The sequence below is a fragment of the Niallia sp. FSL W8-0177 genome (genome assembly GCF_038006285.1).
Taxonomy (GTDB): domain Bacteria; phylum Bacillota; class Bacilli; order Bacillales; family Cytobacillaceae; genus Niallia; species Niallia circulans_A.
The window spans coordinates 2,242,766-2,264,333 of sequence record NZ_JBBOUX010000001.1 but is presented as its reverse complement, the minus strand read 5'-3'; the positions used below and the strand labels follow the sequence as shown (position 1 = coordinate 2,264,333).

General features: G+C 34.1%; 23 protein-coding genes. 17 read left to right on the top strand and 6 right to left on the bottom strand.

What is annotated here, in order from left to right:
• Window positions 1-17 precede the first annotated feature (17 nt).
• From NST77_RS11205 to NST77_RS11150, 12 genes are all read left to right on the top strand, one after another.
• On the top strand, window positions 18-428 hold the full coding sequence (locus tag NST77_RS11205; protein WP_095258907.1) for an NUDIX hydrolase: 411 nt from the start codon (window positions 18-20) through the stop codon (window positions 426-428).
• Window positions 429-657: 229 nt separating this feature from the next.
• On the top strand, window positions 658-1,059 hold the full coding sequence (locus NST77_RS11200) for a GNAT family N-acetyltransferase (RefSeq protein ID WP_123257881.1): 402 nt from the start codon (window positions 658-660) through the stop codon (window positions 1,057-1,059).
• 42 nt (window positions 1,060-1,101) lie between these two features.
• The gene (locus tag NST77_RS11195) at window positions 1,102-1,956 is read left to right on the top strand and encodes a DUF2785 domain-containing protein (protein ID WP_123257880.1); all 855 of its coding nucleotides are present in this window, start codon (window positions 1,102-1,104) and stop codon (window positions 1,954-1,956) included.
• Between the two features lie 2 nt (window positions 1,957-1,958).
• Window positions 1,959-2,501 carry a DUF4269 domain-containing protein gene (locus NST77_RS11190; protein ID WP_123257879.1) on the top strand — a complete coding sequence of 181 codons (543 nt, stop codon included), beginning with the start codon at window positions 1,959-1,961 and terminating at the stop codon, window positions 2,499-2,501.
• Window positions 2,502-2,529: 28 nt separating this feature from the next.
• The gene (locus tag NST77_RS11185; protein ID WP_249928296.1) at window positions 2,530-3,237 is read left to right on the top strand and encodes an alpha/beta hydrolase family protein; all 708 of its coding nucleotides are present in this window, start codon (window positions 2,530-2,532) and stop codon (window positions 3,235-3,237) included.
• A 144-nt stretch (window positions 3,238-3,381) separates the two neighbouring features.
• Window positions 3,382-3,855: a hypothetical protein gene (locus tag NST77_RS11180; protein ID WP_123257878.1), complete on the top strand. Its 474-nt coding sequence runs from the start codon at window positions 3,382-3,384 to the stop codon at window positions 3,853-3,855.
• Between the two features lie 380 nt (window positions 3,856-4,235).
• Window positions 4,236-4,940, top strand: a complete 705-nt coding sequence (locus tag NST77_RS11175; protein WP_095334201.1) for a FadR/GntR family transcriptional regulator — start codon at window positions 4,236-4,238, stop codon at window positions 4,938-4,940.
• 101 nt (window positions 4,941-5,041) lie between these two features.
• The gene (locus NST77_RS11170) at window positions 5,042-6,295 is read left to right on the top strand and encodes an enolase C-terminal domain-like protein (RefSeq protein WP_095334200.1); all 1,254 of its coding nucleotides are present in this window, start codon (window positions 5,042-5,044) and stop codon (window positions 6,293-6,295) included.
• A 228-nt stretch (window positions 6,296-6,523) separates the two neighbouring features.
• Window positions 6,524-7,534, top strand: coding sequence for a zinc-dependent alcohol dehydrogenase (locus NST77_RS11165; protein WP_123257877.1), 1,011 nt, complete (start codon window positions 6,524-6,526; stop codon window positions 7,532-7,534).
• A gap of 13 nt (window positions 7,535-7,547) precedes the next feature.
• Entirely contained in the window at window positions 7,548-8,303 is a 756-nt protein-coding gene (gene kduD, locus NST77_RS11160; protein ID WP_123257876.1) for a 2-dehydro-3-deoxy-D-gluconate 5-dehydrogenase KduD, read from the top strand.
• A 110-nt stretch (window positions 8,304-8,413) separates the two neighbouring features.
• Window positions 8,414-9,778, top strand: coding sequence for an MFS transporter (locus NST77_RS11155; protein WP_275068786.1), 1,365 nt, complete (start codon window positions 8,414-8,416; stop codon window positions 9,776-9,778).
• A gap of 550 nt (window positions 9,779-10,328) precedes the next feature.
• Entirely contained in the window at window positions 10,329-10,562 is a 234-nt protein-coding gene (locus NST77_RS11150; protein ID WP_249878285.1) for a hypothetical protein, read from the top strand.
• 527 nt (window positions 10,563-11,089) lie between these two features.
• On the opposite strand, the gene NST77_RS11145 is transcribed toward NST77_RS11150, so the two are convergent.
• Together NST77_RS11145 and NST77_RS11140 are read right to left on the bottom strand one after the other, a co-directional pair.
• Window positions 11,090-11,353: a hypothetical protein gene (locus tag NST77_RS11145; RefSeq protein ID WP_123259138.1), complete on the bottom strand. Its 264-nt coding sequence runs from the start codon at window positions 11,351-11,353 to the stop codon at window positions 11,090-11,092.
• A 51-nt stretch (window positions 11,354-11,404) separates the two neighbouring features.
• The gene (locus NST77_RS11140; RefSeq protein ID WP_095334196.1) at window positions 11,405-11,977 is read right to left on the bottom strand and encodes a hypothetical protein; all 573 of its coding nucleotides are present in this window, start codon (window positions 11,975-11,977) and stop codon (window positions 11,405-11,407) included.
• Between the two features lie 508 nt (window positions 11,978-12,485).
• Here NST77_RS11140 and NST77_RS11135 point away from each other — a divergent pair.
• The 3 genes from NST77_RS11135 to NST77_RS11125 all read left to right on the top strand — a co-directional run bounded on the left by NST77_RS11135 (window position 12,486) and on the right by NST77_RS11125 (window position 16,573).
• Complete coding sequence (locus NST77_RS11135) at window positions 12,486-13,043, top strand: CPBP family intramembrane glutamic endopeptidase (protein WP_095334194.1); 558 nt, start codon at window positions 12,486-12,488, stop codon at window positions 13,041-13,043.
• A gap of 621 nt (window positions 13,044-13,664) precedes the next feature.
• A complete protein-coding gene (gene ltrA / locus NST77_RS11130) occupies window positions 13,665-14,927 on the top strand; it encodes a group II intron reverse transcriptase/maturase (protein WP_341122973.1) in 1,263 nt (420 codons plus the stop codon).
• A gap of 1,100 nt (window positions 14,928-16,027) precedes the next feature.
• On the top strand, window positions 16,028-16,573 hold the full coding sequence (locus tag NST77_RS11125; RefSeq protein ID WP_095334191.1) for a DUF402 domain-containing protein: 546 nt from the start codon (window positions 16,028-16,030) through the stop codon (window positions 16,571-16,573).
• A gap of 209 nt (window positions 16,574-16,782) precedes the next feature.
• Here the strand turns inward: NST77_RS11125 and NST77_RS11120 are convergent, their stop codons facing one another.
• The gene (locus NST77_RS11120) at window positions 16,783-17,091 is read right to left on the bottom strand and encodes a hypothetical protein (RefSeq protein WP_235850363.1); all 309 of its coding nucleotides are present in this window, start codon (window positions 17,089-17,091) and stop codon (window positions 16,783-16,785) included.
• 156 nt (window positions 17,092-17,247) lie between these two features.
• On the opposite strand from NST77_RS11120, the gene NST77_RS11115 reads away from it, so the two are divergent.
• The gene (locus NST77_RS11115; protein WP_163187760.1) at window positions 17,248-18,225 is read left to right on the top strand and encodes an HD domain-containing protein; all 978 of its coding nucleotides are present in this window, start codon (window positions 17,248-17,250) and stop codon (window positions 18,223-18,225) included.
• 139 nt (window positions 18,226-18,364) lie between these two features.
• Here NST77_RS11115 and fosM read toward each other — a convergent pair whose 3' ends face one another.
• Window positions 18,365-18,790, bottom strand: a complete 426-nt coding sequence (fosM, locus tag NST77_RS11110; protein WP_095334186.1) for a FosM family fosfomycin resistance protein — start codon at window positions 18,788-18,790, stop codon at window positions 18,365-18,367.
• A gap of 141 nt (window positions 18,791-18,931) precedes the next feature.
• Window positions 18,932-19,372, bottom strand: a complete 441-nt coding sequence (locus tag NST77_RS11105) for a GNAT family N-acetyltransferase (protein ID WP_123259258.1) — start codon at window positions 19,370-19,372, stop codon at window positions 18,932-18,934.
• Window positions 19,373-19,479: 107 nt separating this feature from the next.
• Here NST77_RS11105 and pdxR point away from each other — a divergent pair, with 107 nt between their 5' ends.
• Window positions 19,480-20,883 (top strand): MocR-like pyridoxine biosynthesis transcription factor PdxR, encoded by a 1,404-nt coding sequence (pdxR, locus tag NST77_RS11100; RefSeq protein ID WP_123259259.1) that lies wholly within the window; start codon window positions 19,480-19,482, stop codon window positions 20,881-20,883.
• 82 nt (window positions 20,884-20,965) lie between these two features.
• Here the strand turns inward: pdxR and NST77_RS11095 are convergent, their stop codons facing one another.
• Window positions 20,966-21,484 (bottom strand): isochorismatase family protein, encoded by a 519-nt coding sequence (locus NST77_RS11095; RefSeq protein WP_341123745.1) that lies wholly within the window; start codon window positions 21,482-21,484, stop codon window positions 20,966-20,968.
• Window positions 21,485-21,568: the final 84 nt, after the last annotated feature.

Here is a 21,568-nt window from a genome sequence, read left to right as displayed (position 1 = left end):
AAGGGAGAGTTAATACGTTGAGAAATAGGGGTTCTGTTGTTATTAGCCAAGGGAACAAAGTTTGCTTAATTAAAAGAGTAAGAGATAATTCCGTTTATTTTGTTTTTCCTGGCGGAGGAATTGAAGCAGATGAAACGCCTGAGCAAGCAGCTAAACGGGAAGCATTCGAGGAGTTAGGGGTAACTGTCGAACTAAAAGAATGCCTTGTAGAATTAGAGAAGCAAGGAACTCAGTATTTTTTTCTAGCTGATATCATTCATGGAACGATTGGATCAGGGCAAGGTGAAGAGTTTACTAATTCTAATCGAGATCGTGGCACTTATTTGCCTATGTGGGTAGACATAGATGATTTAACCGTTATGGATGTAAAACCTAATATCGTAGCTAAAAAAGTGCAAGAATATTTTGCTAGAAAGCATTCATCTTAGAAAAAGTGACCTTTTTATCGAAGGTCACTTTGCTTTTTTGGTTTTGGAAATTTAATCATATTTTGAGGTTTAATGGTATAATTTTGAAGGGGAGCGAATCGAGTTTTAATCTTAAACGCTTATGCTAAAAAAGCATCATAACAGGTTGAATGGAATGAATTTGAATTTTGGAAATTGTTCTTGGCTGACAAAATTGACAAATAAAATAAAAAATAAGTAGGCAGACGACATGAAAATAGAAATACGAACATCGCGAGAGAAACCAATAAAGGCTTGCGAGGTGATAGAACTATATAAAAATGCAGGATGGTGGAAGGAAAGAACGGAAAAGGATATAGAAAAAATGTTATCCCAAACATTTGCTGTAGGTGCATGGGAAAAGAACAAGCTCATTGGGTTTGCAAGAGCAATAACGGATGGGATTTTTAGAGCGTATATAGAGGATGTCGTTATTTCCAGCTCCTTTAATCGGAAAGGAATCGGCACAAAGCTAATTGCTAAAATGGTAGATGAATTATCCAATATTGATGTTATCAGTTTATTTTGTGAGGAAGATTTAATTCCCTTTTACAACAAGAATGAGTTCAAAAAAAGCAACTCACAGTTTGTCATGCATAAAGTAAACAGATGAAAAAGGGACATATATTTCCCTAGTTTTGATAGGAGGGAGAATTTGAATTTAATAGAAAATATATTTCCAATGAAGGAACAAGAGTTAAAGTACTTCTTAGCAAATAAAAAAATGAAAGAGATAGCATCGGATGAAAAAACAAAACAGAAAGTCATCCTGTCCATGCTTAAACATATTGGCTCCCCTGATAGCGAGTTAAGAGATAACTTGATTTATCAAACATTTTGTCAGTTTATATTGGAATCCAAACTAGATAACGATCTGTTAACTGAAATATTAGATATTTGTATAAGGGATCAATTTTTATTTAAAGGAATTGGCGAAAAGAATACAGATTCTGTTTTCACTCGTTCTTTCACCTCTTTATTAATAGCACTTATACTTTATCAAGATAATCGCGATAATTTCTTATCAAGGGCAAAGGTTCTTGAAGTGAAAGATAAGTTGATTAGCTATGTAAATCTTGAAAAAGATGTAAGGGGATATGTTAGAGAAAAAGGATGGGCCCATAGTATGGCACATGTAGCTGATGCTTTCGATGAACTTGTCAAAAATACAAAAATGAAGCAAAGTAATTATCCGGAAATAGTGAGGGCGATTTTGGGTAAAATCTATCAGGCGGAAAGTGTTTATATTCATGATGAAGAAGGGCGCATGATTATTCCCATTGTACAAATGGCAGATAACGGGTTAGAGAAGTCAGTGTTGGAATCTTGGATAAAAAATAGGAGGAAGGAGTTAGAGAAAGATAAGAATGAATTAGAGGAAGTAAATTATTGGTTTTTGGTAGCAAATTACAAAAATTTCTTAAAAAGTTTATCGCTGACAATAATAGATAAACCTTCCTTATCTTCTCTACAGTCAGTCGTACTCCATGCTATAAAGGAGATTTATTAACGATGGACTGGACACTATTTGATACGCCAGATTATTTACAGGGAGGTAGTGCTAAACAGCAGCAAGCATATTTAGCATTGAAGAAATTAAAAATAAATGAAATTTTACATTCTTATAAGCCAATTCTTTGCGGAACCATTCCAATTGGAGTGGATATAGAGTCTTCCGACTTAGATATTATAATGGAAGTCTACGAATTTGAAATTTTTAGCCAGATTGTCATCGATTATTTTGGAAAAATGAATCATTTTCGTCTAAAAAGATTAATGATTAGAGAAGTGGAAATAATCAAAGTAAATTTCTATTTTGATGGTTTTGAATTTGAATTGTTTGGTCAGCCTATCCCGGTTAAGCAGCAATATGCGTATCTCCATATGATAATTGAACACGCCGTTTTAAGGATAAATCCATCCATAAAAGAAGAAGTACTTATACGAAAGAAACAAGGTTATAAAACAGAGCCAGCTTTTTGTCAGGTTCTAGGGTTAAAAGGTGATCCTTATCAGGCGCTGATTGAATATGGGAAAGAAAAGAGATTCATTTAAGTATCAGTAGAAAAAGGAAGGGACAACAGTGAAAAGAAAAATAATCGGTGAATGGAAGTTTTATCATTCAAAAAATATTCATAATAAAGACAAAATTGTAATCTTATATCATGGTTGGGGTGGAACAGCGAAGGGATACATAGAGTTGGCCGAAAAAGTGGCTCAAGAAGGATATGGCGTATTAATTCCTGACATCCTATATCACGATGAAAGATTTCCTATAGAAGATCACTTTGGTTACAACATTACTCAGCAGTACTTTTGGGATACTATTTTCCATACTATTGATGAATTTAATGAGTTTTTAAGCGTAGTAGGTGTAAAGAAAAACAGTATCCTATTAATAGGCAATTCAATGGGGGGATTTATAGCCAATGGTATTTTTGCGAGAGAGCCTGACATAAGAGGCTTAGCAAATATCAATGGATCGGGTTCCTTCCTCCTTACAGAAAAATTATTTCGAATACGAGATGATAGAGAAGAGATGTCTCAAGAAGAAGAGGAGCTAATAAAGAAATACGATCCAATAAGCACAACGAGGAGTCTATCACCAGTTCTTCTTATGCATGGAGATAGTGATACGATAATTCCAATCGAGGGTCAAGAAAATTACTATAAGTATCTTAGCCAGGAGAAGGGACGAACCAATGTGGAGTGGGAAATTTTTAAAAAAGTGAATCATGCATTTACACCGGAAATGGTAGAGAAACTTATTGCTTGGTTAAAGGAAATTTAAAAAAGGCTGAGGGGATAGGATGGACTTAATATTTATACGACATTAAGAGGGAGAACATACACTTAACTTCCTGCTAGTTTACAAAAAAGAAATCCTTCTCTCACAAAAAAGGGGAGGGGTCAAGCTAATAAGCTAAAGGAACGTTTGCCTTTAGCCACTCAGGATATTGTGTTTATTAGCCCCTTAGTAAGGACATTGGAAACAGCTATGCTATGGACTGATGAAGTCGATTGTCAAAAAATAGTAACTCCTTATGTTTCTCCAAGAATGTTCCCTCTCTTAACGAATAAACAAACCTTGCCTTGTGATCTAATGATGGAAAAGGAGAAAATACTAGATATTTTTCCTGTCTTTGAACTAGACGACAATCCTCCTGCGTCATTATGGGAGAAAGGATTTAATACAGTCATAGACGAGGATATCCATATAATAAAAGAAAGATATCAAGAATATGCAGACCTACCATTAAATGCAAATAGAGGTGGATCCTTTAAATTTATTCAGTTAATTATGAAGATTGAAAGCTTAGCTGATATAAAGTTAAATTATTTTGATTTGCAAGTTGAAGTGAATAAGATGATGTATTCAACCTTAGAGTATCAATTGAAATTTTTTTAACAGACTTAAAGCAAATATCTTTTAATAATAATAATTTAGTGTTAACTTTTAAAAATGCAAGTATGGTTTATTGTCTATGAATATCAGAAAAGAGAACGTGACGGTGTATCGAGTAGTGTTTTCACTGATATCAAAGTTGGTTTTACATATATTTATTATGAAAAATGGCTTTTGTATTTATTGATAGCATCGCTTTTAGTTAACTTTTTTATAGCAGGATTCGAAACAGTACTAATATTCAAATATTAGGAAAAACTTAGGGAGTAATTAATGAAGAATATAATATTAGGTAATATCGTATGAAAGCATTTACATTTTTAAAGGTCTATGATAATATAATTTCATAACTTGTAGGACATGAGACAAGAGAGGGAAAAAGAATGGGACTTAATTCCATTGATAAAAAAAATATTGTTAATTCAGTTTATGAACAATTAAAAGAACATATTATTAACGGTACTTGGCAACCAGGAAGTAAAATTCCTTCCGAAACGCAATTACAGAAATTGTTTAATGTAAGCAGAGTGAGTATTAGAAGCGCCATACAGCGTTTGAGGGATTTAGGAATTGTTGTTACATATCAAGGAAAGGGAACTTTCGTATCAGATGATATTAATGGAAAAAGCATCAATGATTTTGTTCCGGTAATGCATCTTAGCGAAGAAGAATTTTTTGACATGATGGTATTTCGCCAAACCATTGAATTCAAATGTTTAGAATTAGCTGTACAGAATGCAACAAAAGAAGATATTGATAATATTGAAGAGATTCTAAATGATATGTTTCGATATAGAGATGACTATAAGAAATATTCGGAAATAGACTTTAATTTTCATTTAGCTATAGCTAAAGCGTCAAACAATATCGTTTTTTATAGAGTGATGCATTCAATTAGAGATTTCTATTATTATTATTTAGAAGAGTTAAATAGAGTGATTGGGATTACTTTAGATAGTATTGAAGCACATTTGCAAATCTTTCGAGCTATTCAAAATAGAGATGCAGAATCTGCTAAAACTAGTCTTAGTAAATCCATGGAAAGTAATATTGAAATTATAAAAAAAATAAAGAGTTCAAGAAAATAATTCACCTCTTTTGATAGAGGTAATTATTTTTCATGCCTAACTTGTAGGACAACTAACGAGTTGATGATATTTTAATTCAAAAATTAGGAAGGAGTAATGAAATGAACCACTTAGAAATTCGTGATGTAAAAGTAATACTAACTGCACCTGGAGGAATCGATCTAGTTGTTGTAAAGGTTGAAACAAACGAACCAGAATTATATGGACTAGGATGTGCAACCTTTACTCAACGAATATTTGCCGTAAAATCAGCTGTTGAGGATTATCTTAAACCATTTCTAATCGGGAAAGATCCAAGAAGAATTGAGGATATTTGGCAGTCTGCAAATGTAAGCGGATACTGGAGGAACGGCCCAATTATGAATAATGCACTTTCTGGGGTCGATATGGCTCTTTGGGATATTAAAGGCAAACTGGCAAACTTACCAGTCTATCAATTATTAGGAGGTAAGTGCCGGGATGGAATTCCTCTCTATCGGCATGCGGACGGTCCAGATGAAGTGGCAGTGGAGGAAAACATCATAGCCCTTATGGAAGAGGGTTATCAGTATGCTCGTTGTCAGATGGGCATGTATGGTGGAAGTGGAACCACTGATACAAGGTTAATAGCCACTGTTTATGAGAAATCTAACAAAATAGTTCCAAAACGATCACCTAAAACATCATTAGCAGGATGTTATTTTGATCCAGAAGCATACTCGAAAAGTATAGAAAAACTATTTGATCATCTGCGCTCTAAGATTGGATACAATATGGAATTTATCCATGATATTCACGAAAGACTTCCAGCAATTGAAGCTGTAAGATTAGCAAAAAAATTGGAACCTTATCATCTCTTTTTCCTAGAGGATCCCGTTGCACCTGAGAATATTGAATGGTTGAAAATGATTAGACAACAGACGTCTACCCCAATAGCAATGGGAGAATTATTCACGAATGTGAATGAGTGGAAAAGTTTAATTGCTAATCAGCAAATCGATTTTATTAGATGCCATGTTAGTTCGATTGGCGGTATTACACCAGCTAAGAAACTAGCCACTTTTAGTGAACTATACGGGGTACGTACTGCTTGGCATGGACCAGGTGATATTTCACCTGTAGGAGTAGCAGCTAATCTACATTTAGATTTAAGTACACCTAACTTGGGCATTCAAGAATGGACTCCATTCAATAATGCGCTGGAAGAAGTTTTTCCGGGGTGCCCACAAGAAGAAAATGGCTTTGCTTATGTAAATGAAAAACCTGGATTAGGAATAGACATTGACGAAGAAAAAGCAAAGAAATTTCCCGTTGCAGGTGGAATACCGTCTTGGACTTTAGCACGTATACCAGATGGAACTGCTGTAAGACCATAATATGATTTTCTTTATTTAAGTATGATTCAACAGTGTAAAGCTTTGCTAGATTTGTAGTCACGATAAAAATGAGAAAATGGTTATATGACATAAGACGGGGCAAAGGTGGATATCTTATTGTCGTAATGAAACTATTTTAGGAGGGTTGGTAAGTATGAGGCTCTTGGTATCATAGAAATAGTATCGGTTTAATAATGGATATTTATAGATGAAAAGGAGTGATTTCTAATGAAAGTAGGAGCTTATGTAAACTCTATGCAAGTAGAAATGATAGAAAGAGAGATACCGACTCCTAAGGAGGGAGAGGCCTTAATCAGGGTATCTTATGCGGGAATATGTGGAACGGATATGATGATTTATCATGGATTACATCCAAGAGCAAAAGCACCACTAATATTAGGACATGAGTTTAGCGGTGTAGTGAAGGAAGTTGTGGAAAATGAACAGATAAAAAAAGGGGATAAAGTAACCGTTGAGCCACTTTTAAGCTGCGGAAAATGTGCAGCTTGTACTAATGGCCAAATGCATGTTTGCGAAAAATTGCGATATATAGGGATTGATCAAGATGGTGGCTTTGCTGAGTATACTACTATTCCGATTAACAGACTAAGAGTACTACCAGATGGAGTTACAGAGAAAGAAGCAGCTATGCTCGAGCCTTTGGCTGTTGCGATACATACTGTTAGACGTTCAAATATGAAAGTCGGAGACACGATAGCAATTCTGGGTGCCGGACCCATTGGTTTGCTTATTGCTCTTATTGCGGAACGGGCAGGAGCAGGAAAGATATTCATTTCTGATGTAAGTACGATGCGTCTAAAGATTGCCAGAGATATGGGCTATGAGGGCATAGATGCAAAAACCATGGATATTGTTCAAATAGTTAAAGATTCAACAAATGGTGTAGGAGCAGATGTGGTATTTGAAGTAGCTGGAAATCAAATTACAGCTAATCAAATGATTGATTGTATCAAGTATCAAGGGGAAATCACAGTTGTTAGTGTTTATAAAAAACCCCCTACTATTAATCTTGCAAGTATGCATTTTAGAGAAATCTCACTTAAGACAACAAGGTGCTATAGTTCAGATGACTTTACAAAAGCTATTGAGTTACTTGGCCAGCGTAATATAGATCTTAATCCATTAGTTTCTCATGTCCTTCCATTAGAGGACATAAAACTAGGTTTTGATTTAATGGAAAAACCAGATGAATCATTAAAAATTTTATTTAAACCATAAGGAGTTGGTGAAGATGACGCAAGCGTTTGATTTATCGGGAAAAGTAGCAGTTGTTTCAGGAGCTACTCGGGGAATTGGTCAAGGGATTGCTATTGGACTGGCAGAAGCTGGTGCAGATATTGTGCTTTTACAACGAAGTGATGATACATCCACTGAAGAGAAAATAAAAGCATTAGGTGTTCGTTGTAAAATTATACAATGTGATCTCATGAATCTGAATGAAGTAAAGCAAGCAATTCCAAGAGCCATTGAGACTATGGGCTCAGTTGATATCCTTGTAAATAATGCTGGGATTCAAAGACGTTCACCTGCAGTAGATTTCTCTGAACAGGATTGGGACGACGTATTAAATGTGAATTTAAAGGCAGTTTGGATTCTTTGCCAACAAGCAGGAAGACATATGGTTGAAAAAAACAGTGGGAAAATTATTAATATCGCTTCTCTTGCTTCGTTTCAAGGTGGTCTGTTTGTTCCAGCCTATGCTTCTGCTAAAGGGGCAGTGGGTCAACTTACAAAGGCTCTTGCAAATGAGTGGTCATCACAAGGTGTAAATGTGAATGCCATTGTTCCAGGTTATATTGCTACAGAAATGAATACTGCTTTAATCAATGATCCTGTACGCAGTAGACAAATCACAGAAAGAATACCTGCTGGTCGATGGGGGAACCCAGAAGACTTCAAAGGTCCCGCTGTATTTCTAGCATCTGATGCAGCCGATTATGTGCATGGTCATCTGCTTGCAGTTGATGGCGGATGGTTGGGCCGTTAATTAAAATAGCTTTAAAATTTCATCATGTCTTGTTTAACTAGTCTAAAGTGGTTATGACTTTATTGTCATAAAGAATGATTACCATAAAGGGGAAAAAGGGGGAGACTAGTATGAGTTTAGAAAGAAATAATTCTATAAAAGATTTTATTCCAGCACCAGCAATGAAAAAAACGAATATTCGCTGGATGATTGTATCTATGTGTTTTTTAGTCACCACTATTAACTATGCAGATCGGGCAACAATTTCAATAGCTGCCTCACCTTTACAAAGTGATTTAGGGATTAGTGCTATAACAATGGGGTATATTTTCTCTGCATTTAGTTGGGCTTATGCTCTTGGTCAAATTCCAGGAGGTTGGATTTTAGATAAGTTTGGAACAAAAAAAGTTCTTTTTTGGAGTCTATTTCTTTGGTCAACCTTTACTTTATTACAAGGGTTTGTTGGATTTTTTAATGCTAGTACTGCCATAGTAATGCTATTTATTCTAAGATTTATTGTGGGGCTAACTGAAGCACCTTCTTTTCCTGGAAATAGTCAAGTAGCTGCATCTTGGTTCCCTGATAATGAACGTGCAACTGCATCAGCTATTTTTAGTGCCTCAGCGTTTCTTGCTATAATTATTTTTAACCCATTTATGTCCTGGATAACACAATCGTTTGGTTGGGAATACGTTTTTATTATTATGGGCGCATTAGGTATAATGATTGCTTTAGTTTGGTTAAAAGTAATCCATAATCCGAAAAATCACCCGCATGTTAATCAGTCAGAACTGAACTATATAGAGCAGGGCGGCGGGATACTAGAGATGATGGAGAAGGGAGCCAATAAAGAAGCCAGTGGCATCAATTGGTCACATATTAAACAGTTACTGAAAAGTCGTATGTTAGTAGGAGTATATATTGGACAGTATTGTATTTCAACACTTACTTACTTCTTCATGACTTGGTTTCCTGTTTATTTGATTCAAGAACGTGGGATGTCTATCCTTGAAGCAGGATTTGTTGCGACATTACCTGGACTTAGTGGCTTTTTAGGTGGAATTTTAGGAGGGGTCTACTCTGATTATTTATTAAGAAAAGGTAAATCTCTTACTTTTGCCCGTAAAACTCCTATAATTATTGGTATGATTCTTTCAGCAAGTATGATTATTTGTAATTATACTGATGCAGAATGGCTAGTTGTAGGGATTATGGCCTTAGCTTTCTTTGGTAAAGGATTTGGACAATTAGGCTGGGCTGTAATGGCTGACTGTTCTCCAAAAGAAATTGGAGGGATAAGTGGAGGCTTATTTAATACTTTTGGAAATATTTCAGGGATCACAACACCTATCATTATAGGTTACATCATTGCTGCAACAGGTTCCTATAATGGTGCGTTGGTTTTTGTTGGAATTAATGCAATAGTTGCTATGATTAGTTACTTATTTATTGTTGGAGAAATAAAACGTGTTGAATTAAGCAATTCTGCTAAATAGGAACTTAATGCAAAATAACCCTATTTTTGAAAGGGTTATCAATATAGTGGGATTAGAATAATTAAAACTTATTGGATTCTATTCGATTATTATATATATTGGGATAGTTTTTCTAATTAATAACAAATAAGTAAGGAATGAAAAAATATCAGGGATAGTAACAGTTGTCAATGCAAATTTCACTGAACAAAAAATTCTAAGAAGTTATTTCTCCTTTACACTAAAAAATAAGCGTGTCTTATAAAACAAATGAGGTATGTTATGGGAGAAGGAATTTACAAAACTCTTATAGAATATAAAAGTTAGATACAATATGAAAGTGTTGTCCGAATTGAATTACTCATAATTTATAAGGGCCTTCTCTATGAAAGAGAGGTTCTTTTTATATTAACTAGTGGGAGAAAATAATTATAATATTGATAAATTTACAGAAAGAGTTTTTTAGGGGAGAGAATGATGAAGAAAGCACAGTTAGTTATTGAGGCTCAAAATGGGATGTTTCAAGAAGGGGATGTTGTTCATAATAGTAAGAATAGAGAATCAAATTCAGTTGATAATTGAATCAAAACAATATGTCTTTGATGTTTTATACGATGAGGAATTAGGATGGATTGTTCAAACTTCCTATTGTCAAATTGGAGGATGTATAGTTAATTACATTCCTTGCCAATCTAAAATCTCGGCTATTGAACTCTCTGCAAGGATGACCTTTAAAGGGATGAAACCTGCTGATAATGGAATCTGCTTAACTTGTAACGAAGACACATATGAAATGCAAACATAGAAGATAGCATGAATTCTATAATTTTTTTAATACAATGAGGTTGATAAATCTCATTATATTTCTACCCTCCACCCATAGATTTATATCACAGTGAGAAGTACTTGCGGAGCAACAAAATTTGCAAAAATTTATTACTTAACTTTTCATTGTTTTTTCTAAGTTTTGTATAACTAAATATCGTTTGCAAAGAAGAACACTAACTATTAGCAGAAAAACTAAAATAGAAACCAAAAGATATTACGAACGAGGAAATTTAGATGCTTTAAAGAGAAGAAACTCGAAAACAGAGAAAATAAATCCATTTGTGAGTTTCTTCTCAACATAAGATAATACAAATCCATGTCATTATGTAGGATATAAGTAGTAATGTACTATTTAATTATCTAAGAAGTTTTTGAAAATGTATTTTCAATGAAGTAAACAACATTGAAAAATATAGCGTCAAAAATAAATGAGTGAAAGAAAATCTAAATTTTTTGCTGACATGTGGAAGTTTTCAGTATGTGTAAATCATACTCATATATGATTTATTTACTATTAAATGTTACCCAAACTTTATAAATAAATGAATCCTCTACCTTTAATCCTGGACGAATATTGAAACTTTTTTCTGTATGAACAACATAATCAGGATTAGAAGCTAGGAAAAATGAAAGAGCATATGCTATTTTATAATCTGGTGTAATATACCCATTTATTGTTCTACCATGTATTTCGTTTGCTATAGAATCAGCCCATACCTCTGATTCTCTTAAAGTTTCAAAAATAATACTTTCTTTTTTCCATTCTATCTCCATCATTTACAACCTCATTTCTTTATTTCTTATGTTTCGGTTTATTCTTTAGGGCATTTTGCAAGTTAAATATCGATAACCATATCTTTCCGGATTTGTACCCGTTATATGCCAAGAAAGATTAACTATATCACCTTTTTTGAGTGGATAACTTTGACCCTTAATTTGATAATTTTTCATGCTTCCATGAAAATTATATGATGCTCCTTCGGAATGAGGTTCATATGGTGTGTTTATAGCTTTACCGTTTACTGCTGCAGAGGGCATTTTAACTACTACAATTGGACCCAAAAATGATCTAGCTGAAGAAGTTAAATGAAACCCCCACATTAAAGATCTATAACTACCTGTGAGATTTTTAACTTGCATTGTTACAGTCGCAACATTATGTGAATGAGTTCTATTACAACTAGGTGGTCCTAAAGAAATTGCAGCATCAGGGCTACTCAGATTGTTAGGTCTATCTTCAACTTCTAAATCACTAATAATTTCATTTGATCCTTCTTTAATTATCTCATTCTCAGAAAAACCACCACCCTGGTACTCTTCTGCATTTCCTATACCAGTATTAGTGAATAGAAGTAACAAAACTGCTAATATTCCGGATTTTATTATTTTCACTATATTACCTCCCACATGATTTTTGGTATTTTGATTCCATTTTAAGGATAACACACCTATTTTTCTGAGTATACAGAAAATTTTGATTATGTTCATTTGATATTAAATTTAACTTATTATGATATAAGAATAAAAATATACTATGTCGCAATCTAAATAAAAAAAAGGAGGAAAGAAGTGTACCTATCCTTCCTAAATTGATAATTAAATAGATTCTTTTTATCGTATGTACTGGTATTATTATTAATTAATAAAGAATGTTTCTTTTTGTAGGTTTATAAAAAGATTGATCATTTAAAACAAAGTTCGATTATTTAAAATAAAGTTTGATAAAAATATCTATTTTGTATAGTAGTTCTTTGTTCCGCAATCGGGCCAGATTGTTGTATAAAAAAAGGGGGAGTCACAAATTTTAGTAAAAACAAATAAAAATTATATTTGGGTATTTTTCATTATCTTTTTTGTTCTTTGGTGTGTGAGAGAATTATGGTTAGTCCAATACTTAGACATGATGGAGTCCATACCAAGGGCTATAACATCAGCAGTTATCAAAATAGCCATTTGGGTCACTCCTGTTATATTTTTGGTTAAAGTTATGGAGAAACATAATCCGTTATCCTATTTAGGCTTACGTTACAATTTTAAAAAGGGGTTAAAATGGGTATGTTGGGTGTCTTTAGTTTTCATATCTTATTTTGTAATTTTAAATTTTATCGTTTTAAAAAGTAATATTGATTTTCAAATGGGGTTGCATGAGTGGCTTAATATAGTTCTGTTGGTGGGAATTACTGAAGAAATTGTGTTTAGAGGTTTTTTACTAAGAAAATTAATGGATTCTTATAAATTCTGGATAGCAAACACAATTACAGCTTTGCTCTTTGTATCAATTCATTTCCCGATTTGGTTTTATAAAGACCTATTCGAGTTTTCATATCTTTTAAATGGCATAACAACGACCTTTGTTTTAGGTATTATATTGGGATTTATATATAAAAAGAGTAACTCACTTTGGTCAGTAATTATTGTTCACTCTTTATATAATTTGTTAGTATCACTGTTCTACTAACGGGCGCGATTGTCATTTTATATTTTATAGTATTCGTTCTCTTTAGGGCTTAACTCTAAGTTCACCTATTTGGTGTGCCCGGCATGGGTGCAATCTTTAGGGTGAAAGTCCCGAACTGCGAAGGCAGAAGTAGTAGTTAGCCTAACGCAAGGGTGTCCGTGGTGACGCGGAATCTGAAGGAAGCGGGCGGCAAACTTCCGGTCTGAGGGACACGAACTTCATAGAAGGCTAGGTATCATTGGATGAGTTTGCCAAACAAAACAAAGTCCTTTCTGCCGAAGGTGATACAAAGTAAATGAAGCAGATAGATGGAAGGAAAGATTGCACTCTTACCCGGGGAGGTCTGATGGATACGGGAAGTACACTTCCTAACCTACTTAGCGATAAGTAGCTGAACCATCAGAAGTCAGCCGATGTCATAGTACAAATCGGTCTAGAACGATTTGGAAGGACGGAACAATTAGGAGAGAATAGCCCTTGGCTTTCAGTAGGTCATGAGGAACACAGAAAACATAGTACCTCACTTGAGGAAGGAAACGGTGAATTCCGTGGGGGATCTCTTGGAGGGTGGAGTGACCACTGGCATAAGAAGATAAGCTATTCACGGAAGGAAGAATAACGATGCTTTTAAATCAAATCCTGTCACGGGAAAATATGCTTCAAGCATTAAAACGAGTAGAACAGAATAAAGGAAGTCATGGAGTAGATAGGATGCCCGTACAAATCCTACGACAGCACCTAGTCGAAAACTGGCATTCTATCAGAGAGGCTATTTTCAAGGGTACTTATGAGCCAATGCCTGTCCGAAGAGTCGAAATCCCGAAAACTGGTGGAGGTTTTCGGCTACTAGGTATTCCAACCGTGAGAGATCGTTTGATTCAACAAGCCATTGCCCAAGTATTATCGAAGATATATGACCCGATGTTCTCCGAACATAGCTATGGCTTTCGACCAAACCGAAGCGCCCATGATGCGGTAAGGGAAGCAAAGGGATATATCAAAGAAGGATATAGATGGGTTGTAGATATGGATTTAGAGAAGTTCTTTGATAAGGTCAACCATGATAGACTCATGAGTACACTTGCGAAAAGAATCAAGGACAAACCACTATTAAAGCTAATCCGCAAATATTTACAGGCGGGCGTTATGATGGATGGAGTTATTTCAAGTACAGAAGAAGGAACGCCACAAGGCGGACCATTAAGTCCATTACTCTCTAACATAGTTCTGGATGAACTAGATAAAGAGCTAGAAAGTCGAGGGCATAAATTCGTTCGTTACGCAGATGACTGTAATGTTTACGTAAAATCGAAGCGGGCAGGAGAACGAACAAGGGCAAGCATTCAACGATTTATCGAAAAGAAACTTCGATTAAAAGTGAATGAGAAGAAGTCAGCAGTAGACCGACCATGGAAACGGAAGTTTCTAGGTTTTAGCTTCACGTCTTCTAAAGAACCAAAGATTCGTATCGCAAAAGAAAGCTTAAAACGAATGAAGAAGAAAATACGAGAAATCACTTCGAGAAAGATGCCCTATTCTATGAGATATCGGATGGAGAAATTAAACCAATATCTAATGGGTTGGTGTGGATATTTTGCATTAGCGGATACTAAATCACAGTTTATAAAATTAGATGGTTGGATACGAAGAAGACTTCGCATGTGCCAATGGAAAGACTGGAAGAAACCAAAGACAAGGATTCGCAACCTTATACATTTAGGTGTCCCAAAAGGGAAGGCTTATGAATGGGGAAATAGCCGAAAGGGCTATTGGCGCGTCTCGAACAGTCCTATATTAGATAAAACCCTCGATATTTCCTATTGGAATAATCAAGGGTTTAAAAGTCTACAAACTCGTTATAAATTCTTGCGTCATTTATCTTAATTGAACCGCCGTATACGGAACCGTACGTACGGTGGTGTGAGAGGTCGGGAGTTAATCACTCCCTCCTACTCGATTTCTAACAGTTATATCTGCGTCTGCGCTAATAATCAAGAGAGACATAGTAAATCCTAAGGCTATAATTGAAGTGAAAATAATCTTTTTTTATACATTTTTTTCCTCCCGTTATTTTTAAAAATTTTCATCACAAACCTATTTATATATAGTAGTAATATTATAATTAATTATAATAATATACACACATATATATATATATATATACTATATATTGGTAAAGTTTACTAATATTGGAATTAGGAGGGTGCTATGTTTATCATGAAATTAACAAACAACTTTTTTATCAGGCTATTAATTTGTTCTGTTTCTTCAGCTTTTTTTCTTGCTTTTTTTTTGTTTTACTTTATTAACTCGGTTCCATTTTCCTTTTTCGACTCTTTTGATTTAGCTTCATTCATGTTATTTTTTACTATTTTTAGTTTAATCTATCTAGTAATAGGAGCGCCAATTCAGTTTTTCTTTAGAAAGTCCCTAAATAATTCCTATATTAAAAATTTTGTATTATTTTTTATAGTAGGTTTTATAGTTAATTTGATTTTCTTTCCGATTGCTACCGATCTAAATCCCAAATTTTACTTAGACCAAAATTTTTACTATATGATCATCTCTAGTAGTGTAATATTCTGGTTGAATGATTTAATTTTCTTAAGAATTAATCACGAGAAATTAAAATTCTAAAATCATATTAATAAATATATCAAGAGCCGCATTATCTAGTATTTCTTCTAATAGTTTTACTTTATGATGTTTATAGAGATAATAAATTACAGTTAGGTTTCGTATCAGTATATTTTTTGGCTAAAATGCCTTGACCATATTTCTTGTTTTAATTATGTAAGGTTACAAGTGAAAAAACAACGGGAAGTCCACAAGAATTCTATGGCAATGTACATAAGTACAATCTTCCATAGTCTAAAATGTACCCTATGTAAAGGACAAAAAAAGCCTAGACTACGTTAAGTAGAGATGATTTTCCGAAAGAGACAGATTGGTTTCAGATATCATGTTGAATAGGATGGGTGTATATGCAGGTAAAAAGAAAATTTGGTAACCATAAAAACTGGAAACGGATAGTAGAAAAGCAATATGCTCAAACGTTTATGAAGACAGAAGAGTTTACAGGATATTTGGCGCTCTTTCATTCAATAAAGGTAGTGGAATCAGTAACAAAAAGGTATGATCAGAAAGCTGTGTGTATCCTTGATGATGGCTATATGTGGCTTCATCAGTTTCCCTTATATAAACATCATTCTGTCACTACTATGTTTAATGCAAATGGTGATATTGTGCAGTGGTATATTGATATTTGTCTGGAAATTGGAATAGAGAAAAATGTTCCTTGGATGGATGATTTGTTTTTAGATATTGTAATGCTTCCATCTAACGAAATTTATTTACTGGATGAAGAGGAGCTGGAAAATGCATATAAAGAAAATTCAATCACGAAACAACAGTATAACCTAGCATGGGAAGAAGCGAACGGCATTATAGAACAATTAAAGCTTGATCAATTCACCTTATTAGCATTAGCTAAAGTACAGAAAAAACAAATGGAGAGGCTGTTAAAATAATTAGAAAGCATCCTTATACCAATTAATTTATTAAACAAGATAGTTCCAATTTATACTTTTTTAATTTGAAAGTGTTTTGTCTTTTTATAAGTTTACTAATATTTCTCTCCGTTATCTAATTTCAATATGAAAAGAAAGGTTAGTGGGTGAGGCTGAACAAAAAAGCAAATAAAAACCACTAAACTTCAAGTGGTTTTCGTAAATTTATATTAATTTCCCATTATAAGCGTGCCTAGTATGTGGTAAAAAACAGGGAACAAAAACAATACTACATTGGCAATTATACCTACTAATGATAGGGTATCTCTACTCCGTTTATACCCTAAAAAGCCGATGACTGCTCCAATAGGACACACAAAAAGCGGCATAAGCACAGGTAATCCTTGAATCTTCTCCAACGGAATGATGTCTGTAAAAAAATTAACAATCAATAGTCCAAGGACAATTGGAAAAAGAATCGATAGTACACCTAAAAAGCTGCTTTTATTGCTTTGTTTTTCTCTGATATTCTGATGCACATTCATACTCCTTTCAAATTGCTTTTCATAAATTCATTTTTTGAAAACATGACAGGATAAAACTTTATATGTATACTTTACTATACAATTATTGGAAGTGTATGTAATTTTTTAAAAAAAGTTGTATTTTTACATTTAATAAGAGGGAGAATAATTTTGCTAATATCTGATAAACTGTACGGGAATTTTGAGATAGAAAAAGTTTTAATAGAATTAATAGAAAGTAAGCCAATCCAGCGATTAAAAGGAATTCATCAAGGCGGAGCAAGTTATTTAGTAAATGAAAACTGGAATGTCACGCGCTATGAGCATTCAATTGGGGTTATGCTTTTAATCCGAAAGCTTGGAGGTTCGATAGAGGAACAAATTGCTGGTTTATTGCATGATGTGTCTCATACTGCCTTTTCCCATATTATTGACTTTGTCTTAGATAAACAGAATGAGAATTATCATGAGGAAATATTTCTTTCTGTGATAAAGGATTCTGAAATACCGATAATCTTAGAAAAATTTCATTATGACTATGAGAAAATAATCGGAGACGATTCTAAATGGACCATTTTGGAGCAACCTGCACCAAAATTATGTGCCGATCGTGTGGACTATACATTACGAGATATGTATACATATGGAAAAATATCGTTAAAGGAAGTAGAAGGGTTTTTAGAAAATATTGTAATAGTTGAAGGGAAAATGTGTTTACAACATGTCGATTCGGCAGAATGGTTTGTTGAAACCTATTACAAAGAGGTCATCGATTTTTTCATGCATCCGTTAAATATTTATGGATATGACCAGTTAACAAAAGTTTTAAAAGCAGCATTAGCTCATAGCATCCTACAATTTTCTGATTTTCTAGGCGAGGATAAGGAGTTAATCCATAAAATAAGTACAGCAAAGAATGTGGAGCTCCAAATGCTATGGAATAAGCTCCATCCCAGTGTGAAAGTAGTCGAAGATGAAGAGGATTTTGATATCCATTTAAAGAATAAGGTTCGACTTATTGACCCATTAATTTTCTGCCGAAATAAACTACTAAGTGCTTCAAGCCTTTCGCAAAAAATTCAAGGGATGAATCATGCAGCTTTGCAAAAAGCGAGGAAAGGTGCTTATGTAAAAGTGATAGAAGCGTAAGGGAGTTGTTTTATTGGTTACTCGTTTCAATCCCTTCTGTACTAACTTTTAAGCATGCAAAGTAAATCCATATATCGTTCTAATAGATTAATAGATAACTATTGCCTCTGACTTACTGCATGATTCTTAAATTTAATGGTTAATCCCTTTCAAAAAAAGTCATATGTTGTTTTTCGGTTTTATAGTAATGGATGCGGTCACTTAATGTTCCAGTATGAAATTCGAATTTATGGCCATCTGGATCAGTAAAATAAATGGATTTTTTATCTTTTTCATCTCTTTCTCTGCCATCGAGAAGGCGAACATTAAGATGCTCTAATTTTTTTAATGTTTTATCATAGTCAGCTTCCTCTATCGAAAAGGCAATATGTGTATAAGAATGGTGAATCTCGTTTCTTGGAATATCTTTCTCTTCATTTAAGGCTAACCATATTCCACCTAAATCAAAATAAGCGGTAGAACGACCTTTTACTAACAATTTTGCATCAAATACCTGTTGGTAAAAAAGAATAGATTTTTCTAAATTGGAAACAGAAAATAAAAAGTGATTAAGTCCTTTTATCATTGTAATCCCTCCTGTTATTATCATTCTTTAGAGTTAAGGTAACTCCTTTTTTAATAGTAATACAGTATATTAAAAGGATACTAGTTATTTAATGATAAAAGAGACATTTCCTTAAGTAGCAAATGTCTCTTTTACTTTCCATTAGATTTTTTTCAGATAAACATAGCTTACTTTATCATATTCCATTTTTTCTTCATAAAAGCGATGGGCATCGATTCGCTGTAAACCAGAGGATAAAGACACGATAGGATAGTCATTAGCGACAGCCCACTCATGAACATAGTTTAATAATACCTTTCCATATCCTTTCGACCGATGCTTGCTGTCTGTAATTAATTCGCATACCCAGATGAATTTGCCGTTATACAAGGTTATCATAGGCATAAACCCACAAAGGGCGACAATTTCATTCTGATTATAAAGTGCAATCAAACGGTAGTCTTCTTTTTGAACAGACTCTGACACTAATGTAAGATAAGTATCCAAATTTAATTGCTTTCTCAATTGTTTCATAACAGGAAAAGCTTTTTCCCATTCTGCTTCAGAAGTTAATTCTTTAATAAGTAATTGGTCATTTAACATATCCATTCCTCCCTTTCTATCTCTAATGTAATGGCAATCTGGTATAATCTAAAGTACCAGAATTGTCCTTTTTAAAGGTATCAGCTGAAGGGAAGGAGTGGATACTAATGCTAGAATTAACACCAATTTTACAGAAGGATAGTGGTAAGCCCCTTTATATGCAGTTAGCGGATTTTATTAAACAAGAAATTATGAATAACCATATTTCACCGAATGAAAAATTGCCATCGAAAAGAAAGCTGGCGGAACATTTGCAAATTAGTTTAAACACAGTCCAATCGGCCTATGACCAACTTTGTGCAGAAGGATATGTGGAAAGTATTCCACGAAGCGGATTGTTTGTATTAACTATTGATGAAGAATTTCGTAGCCGGCTCGATACTGAAGAGAATAAGGAAAAGCAAAAGGTAGAACAGGCAAATCCTGTGAAAATAGACTTTAATTCAGGAAATGTCGATAGTAGCTATTTTCCTTATAATACTTGGAGAAAGCTTTCTATGCAATCGATATATGAAGACCAAAACTTCTGGTTTTCGAACGGAGATCCACAAGGGGAATTTAATTTAAGAGAGGAGATTGCTAAACACTTATATGCGACAAGAGGCGTAAACTGTCATCCTGACCACATTATTCTAGGTGCAGGTACGCAAATGCTAATTGGGTTAATTGGTTTATTGATCGGAAGGGATAAAACATACGCTCTTGAAAATCCAGGCTATCATCGAATTAGAGTTGTTTTACAAGATATGGGGATTAACGTTTTACCAATTTCGGTTGATGACAATGGCATGAATGTTTCACAGTTGAATAAGAGTAAAGCAAATATTGCTTATGTAACTCCTTCTCATCAATTTCCATATGGAATGATTATGCCTATTACACGTCGATTAGAATTGCTTAAATGGGCAGAAAAAAAAGGCGGTTATATTATAGAAGATGATTATGATGGGGAGTATCGCTATAAGGGAAAGCCGATTCCGGCACTTCAAGGACTAGATAAGAACAATCGGATTATTTATCTAGGAACCTTCTCAAAATCCTTAATTCCATCCCTGCGCATAAGCTTTGCTGTCCTCCCAAAATCTTTATATTCTACATATAGGAAGCATTTTACCGTGTATAAACAGACTGTTTCTCGCATGCATCAAGACACTTTGTATCGTTTTATTAAAGAGGGCCATTGGAATAGTCATTTAAATAAAATGAGAACATTATATCGAAAGAAGCGCCAAGTATTACTGCAAACGATTCAACATTATTTAGGTGGATTTGTAAAAGTGATTGGAGAAAATGCTGGTCTTCATATTGTTTTAGAAGTTTATACTGAGTGGACAGAAACACAATTAATAGAAAAGGCATTGGCCTGTGGAGTTAAGGTATATCCGCTTTCCATGTATTACTTTGAGAAACGCTATACAGGTAATCCAAAAGTAATTTTAGGGTATGGCGGATTAACAGACGCAGAAATGGATGAGGGTATTGGTTTACTGAGAAGTGCTTGGGAGATCTAGAGTGATTAATGAAATTAGCTAAACAAAAGCCATTTTTAAGATGACTTTTGTTTAGGAATTTTAGATTATTCTTGCGAGAAAATTATCGATATGTATCATGAGTAGGCGTAAATAAATCCTCGGCAGCATTGCGAACTATGGAAAAATGATCGACATTATAATGGCCATGTAATATTGTATTGTGATGCTTTATAATGGTCTCGGCAGAAAGGATAGAAGAATCGGTTGTGGAATGTCCATCCCCAACTAGGGTGACATCCATATGATTAACCGTTGCTGTTCGGACCGCTGTATCAATACAATAAGGAGTTTCGCACCCCATAATAACAAGATGGCGCATTTCTTTTTCCTGTAGATACTCTAATAAACCTGTTCCATAGAACGCGTTGGTTGCATATTTATCAAAGATTTTAACTTCGCGAGGGACATTTATATCGGAGTGAATGTCAAATCCAGGTCCTTTTCCTCCTGCAACATCTTTATCTCTTACAAAAATGATCTCTATCCCTGATTCAATAGCTTTCTTTATTACTAAATTGATTGTTTCTAATAAACCTTGTTTGTTATAGACTCCTTTTGCTTCTGCATTTCCTTCAACCAGCTCTTATTGAACATCAATAATTAATAATGCTTGATTCAATCGAAAAACCCCTTTAAGTAAAGAATAGTAGTAGCTTTTTAACTA

What these genes read in the sequence shown, in the direction of transcription:
- NST77_RS11105 (WP_123259258.1), bottom strand. Translation starts at nt 19,372, where the DNA reads ATGTTAAATGACCAATTACTTATTAAAGAATTAACTTCTGAAGCAGAA.
- NST77_RS11175 (WP_095334201.1), top strand. Translation starts at nt 4,236, where the DNA reads ATGGGACTTAATTCCATTGATAAAAAAAATATTGTTAATTCAGTTTAT.
- NST77_RS11155 (WP_275068786.1), top strand. Translation starts at nt 8,414, where the DNA reads ATGAGTTTAGAAAGAAATAATTCTATAAAAGATTTTATTCCAGCACCA.
- NST77_RS11165 (WP_123257877.1), top strand. Translation starts at nt 6,524, where the DNA reads ATGAAAGTAGGAGCTTATGTAAACTCTATGCAAGTAGAAATGATAGAA.
- NST77_RS11190 (WP_123257879.1), top strand. Translation starts at nt 1,959, where the DNA reads ATGGACTGGACACTATTTGATACGCCAGATTATTTACAGGGAGGTAGT.
- NST77_RS11135 (WP_095334194.1), top strand. Translation starts at nt 12,486, where the DNA reads ATGATGGAGTCCATACCAAGGGCTATAACATCAGCAGTTATCAAAATA.
- NST77_RS11200 (WP_123257881.1), top strand. Translation starts at nt 658, where the DNA reads ATGAAAATAGAAATACGAACATCGCGAGAGAAACCAATAAAGGCTTGC.
- kduD (WP_123257876.1), top strand. Translation starts at nt 7,548, where the DNA reads ATGACGCAAGCGTTTGATTTATCGGGAAAAGTAGCAGTTGTTTCAGGA.
- NST77_RS11170 (WP_095334200.1), top strand. Translation starts at nt 5,042, where the DNA reads ATGAACCACTTAGAAATTCGTGATGTAAAAGTAATACTAACTGCACCT.
- NST77_RS11125 (WP_095334191.1), top strand. Translation starts at nt 16,028, where the DNA reads ATGCAGGTAAAAAGAAAATTTGGTAACCATAAAAACTGGAAACGGATA.
- fosM (WP_095334186.1), bottom strand. Translation starts at nt 18,790, where the DNA reads ATGATAAAAGGACTTAATCACTTTTTATTTTCTGTTTCCAATTTAGAA.
- pdxR (WP_123259259.1), top strand. Translation starts at nt 19,480, where the DNA reads ATGCTAGAATTAACACCAATTTTACAGAAGGATAGTGGTAAGCCCCTT.
- ltrA (WP_341122973.1), top strand. Translation starts at nt 13,665, where the DNA reads ATGCTTTTAAATCAAATCCTGTCACGGGAAAATATGCTTCAAGCATTA.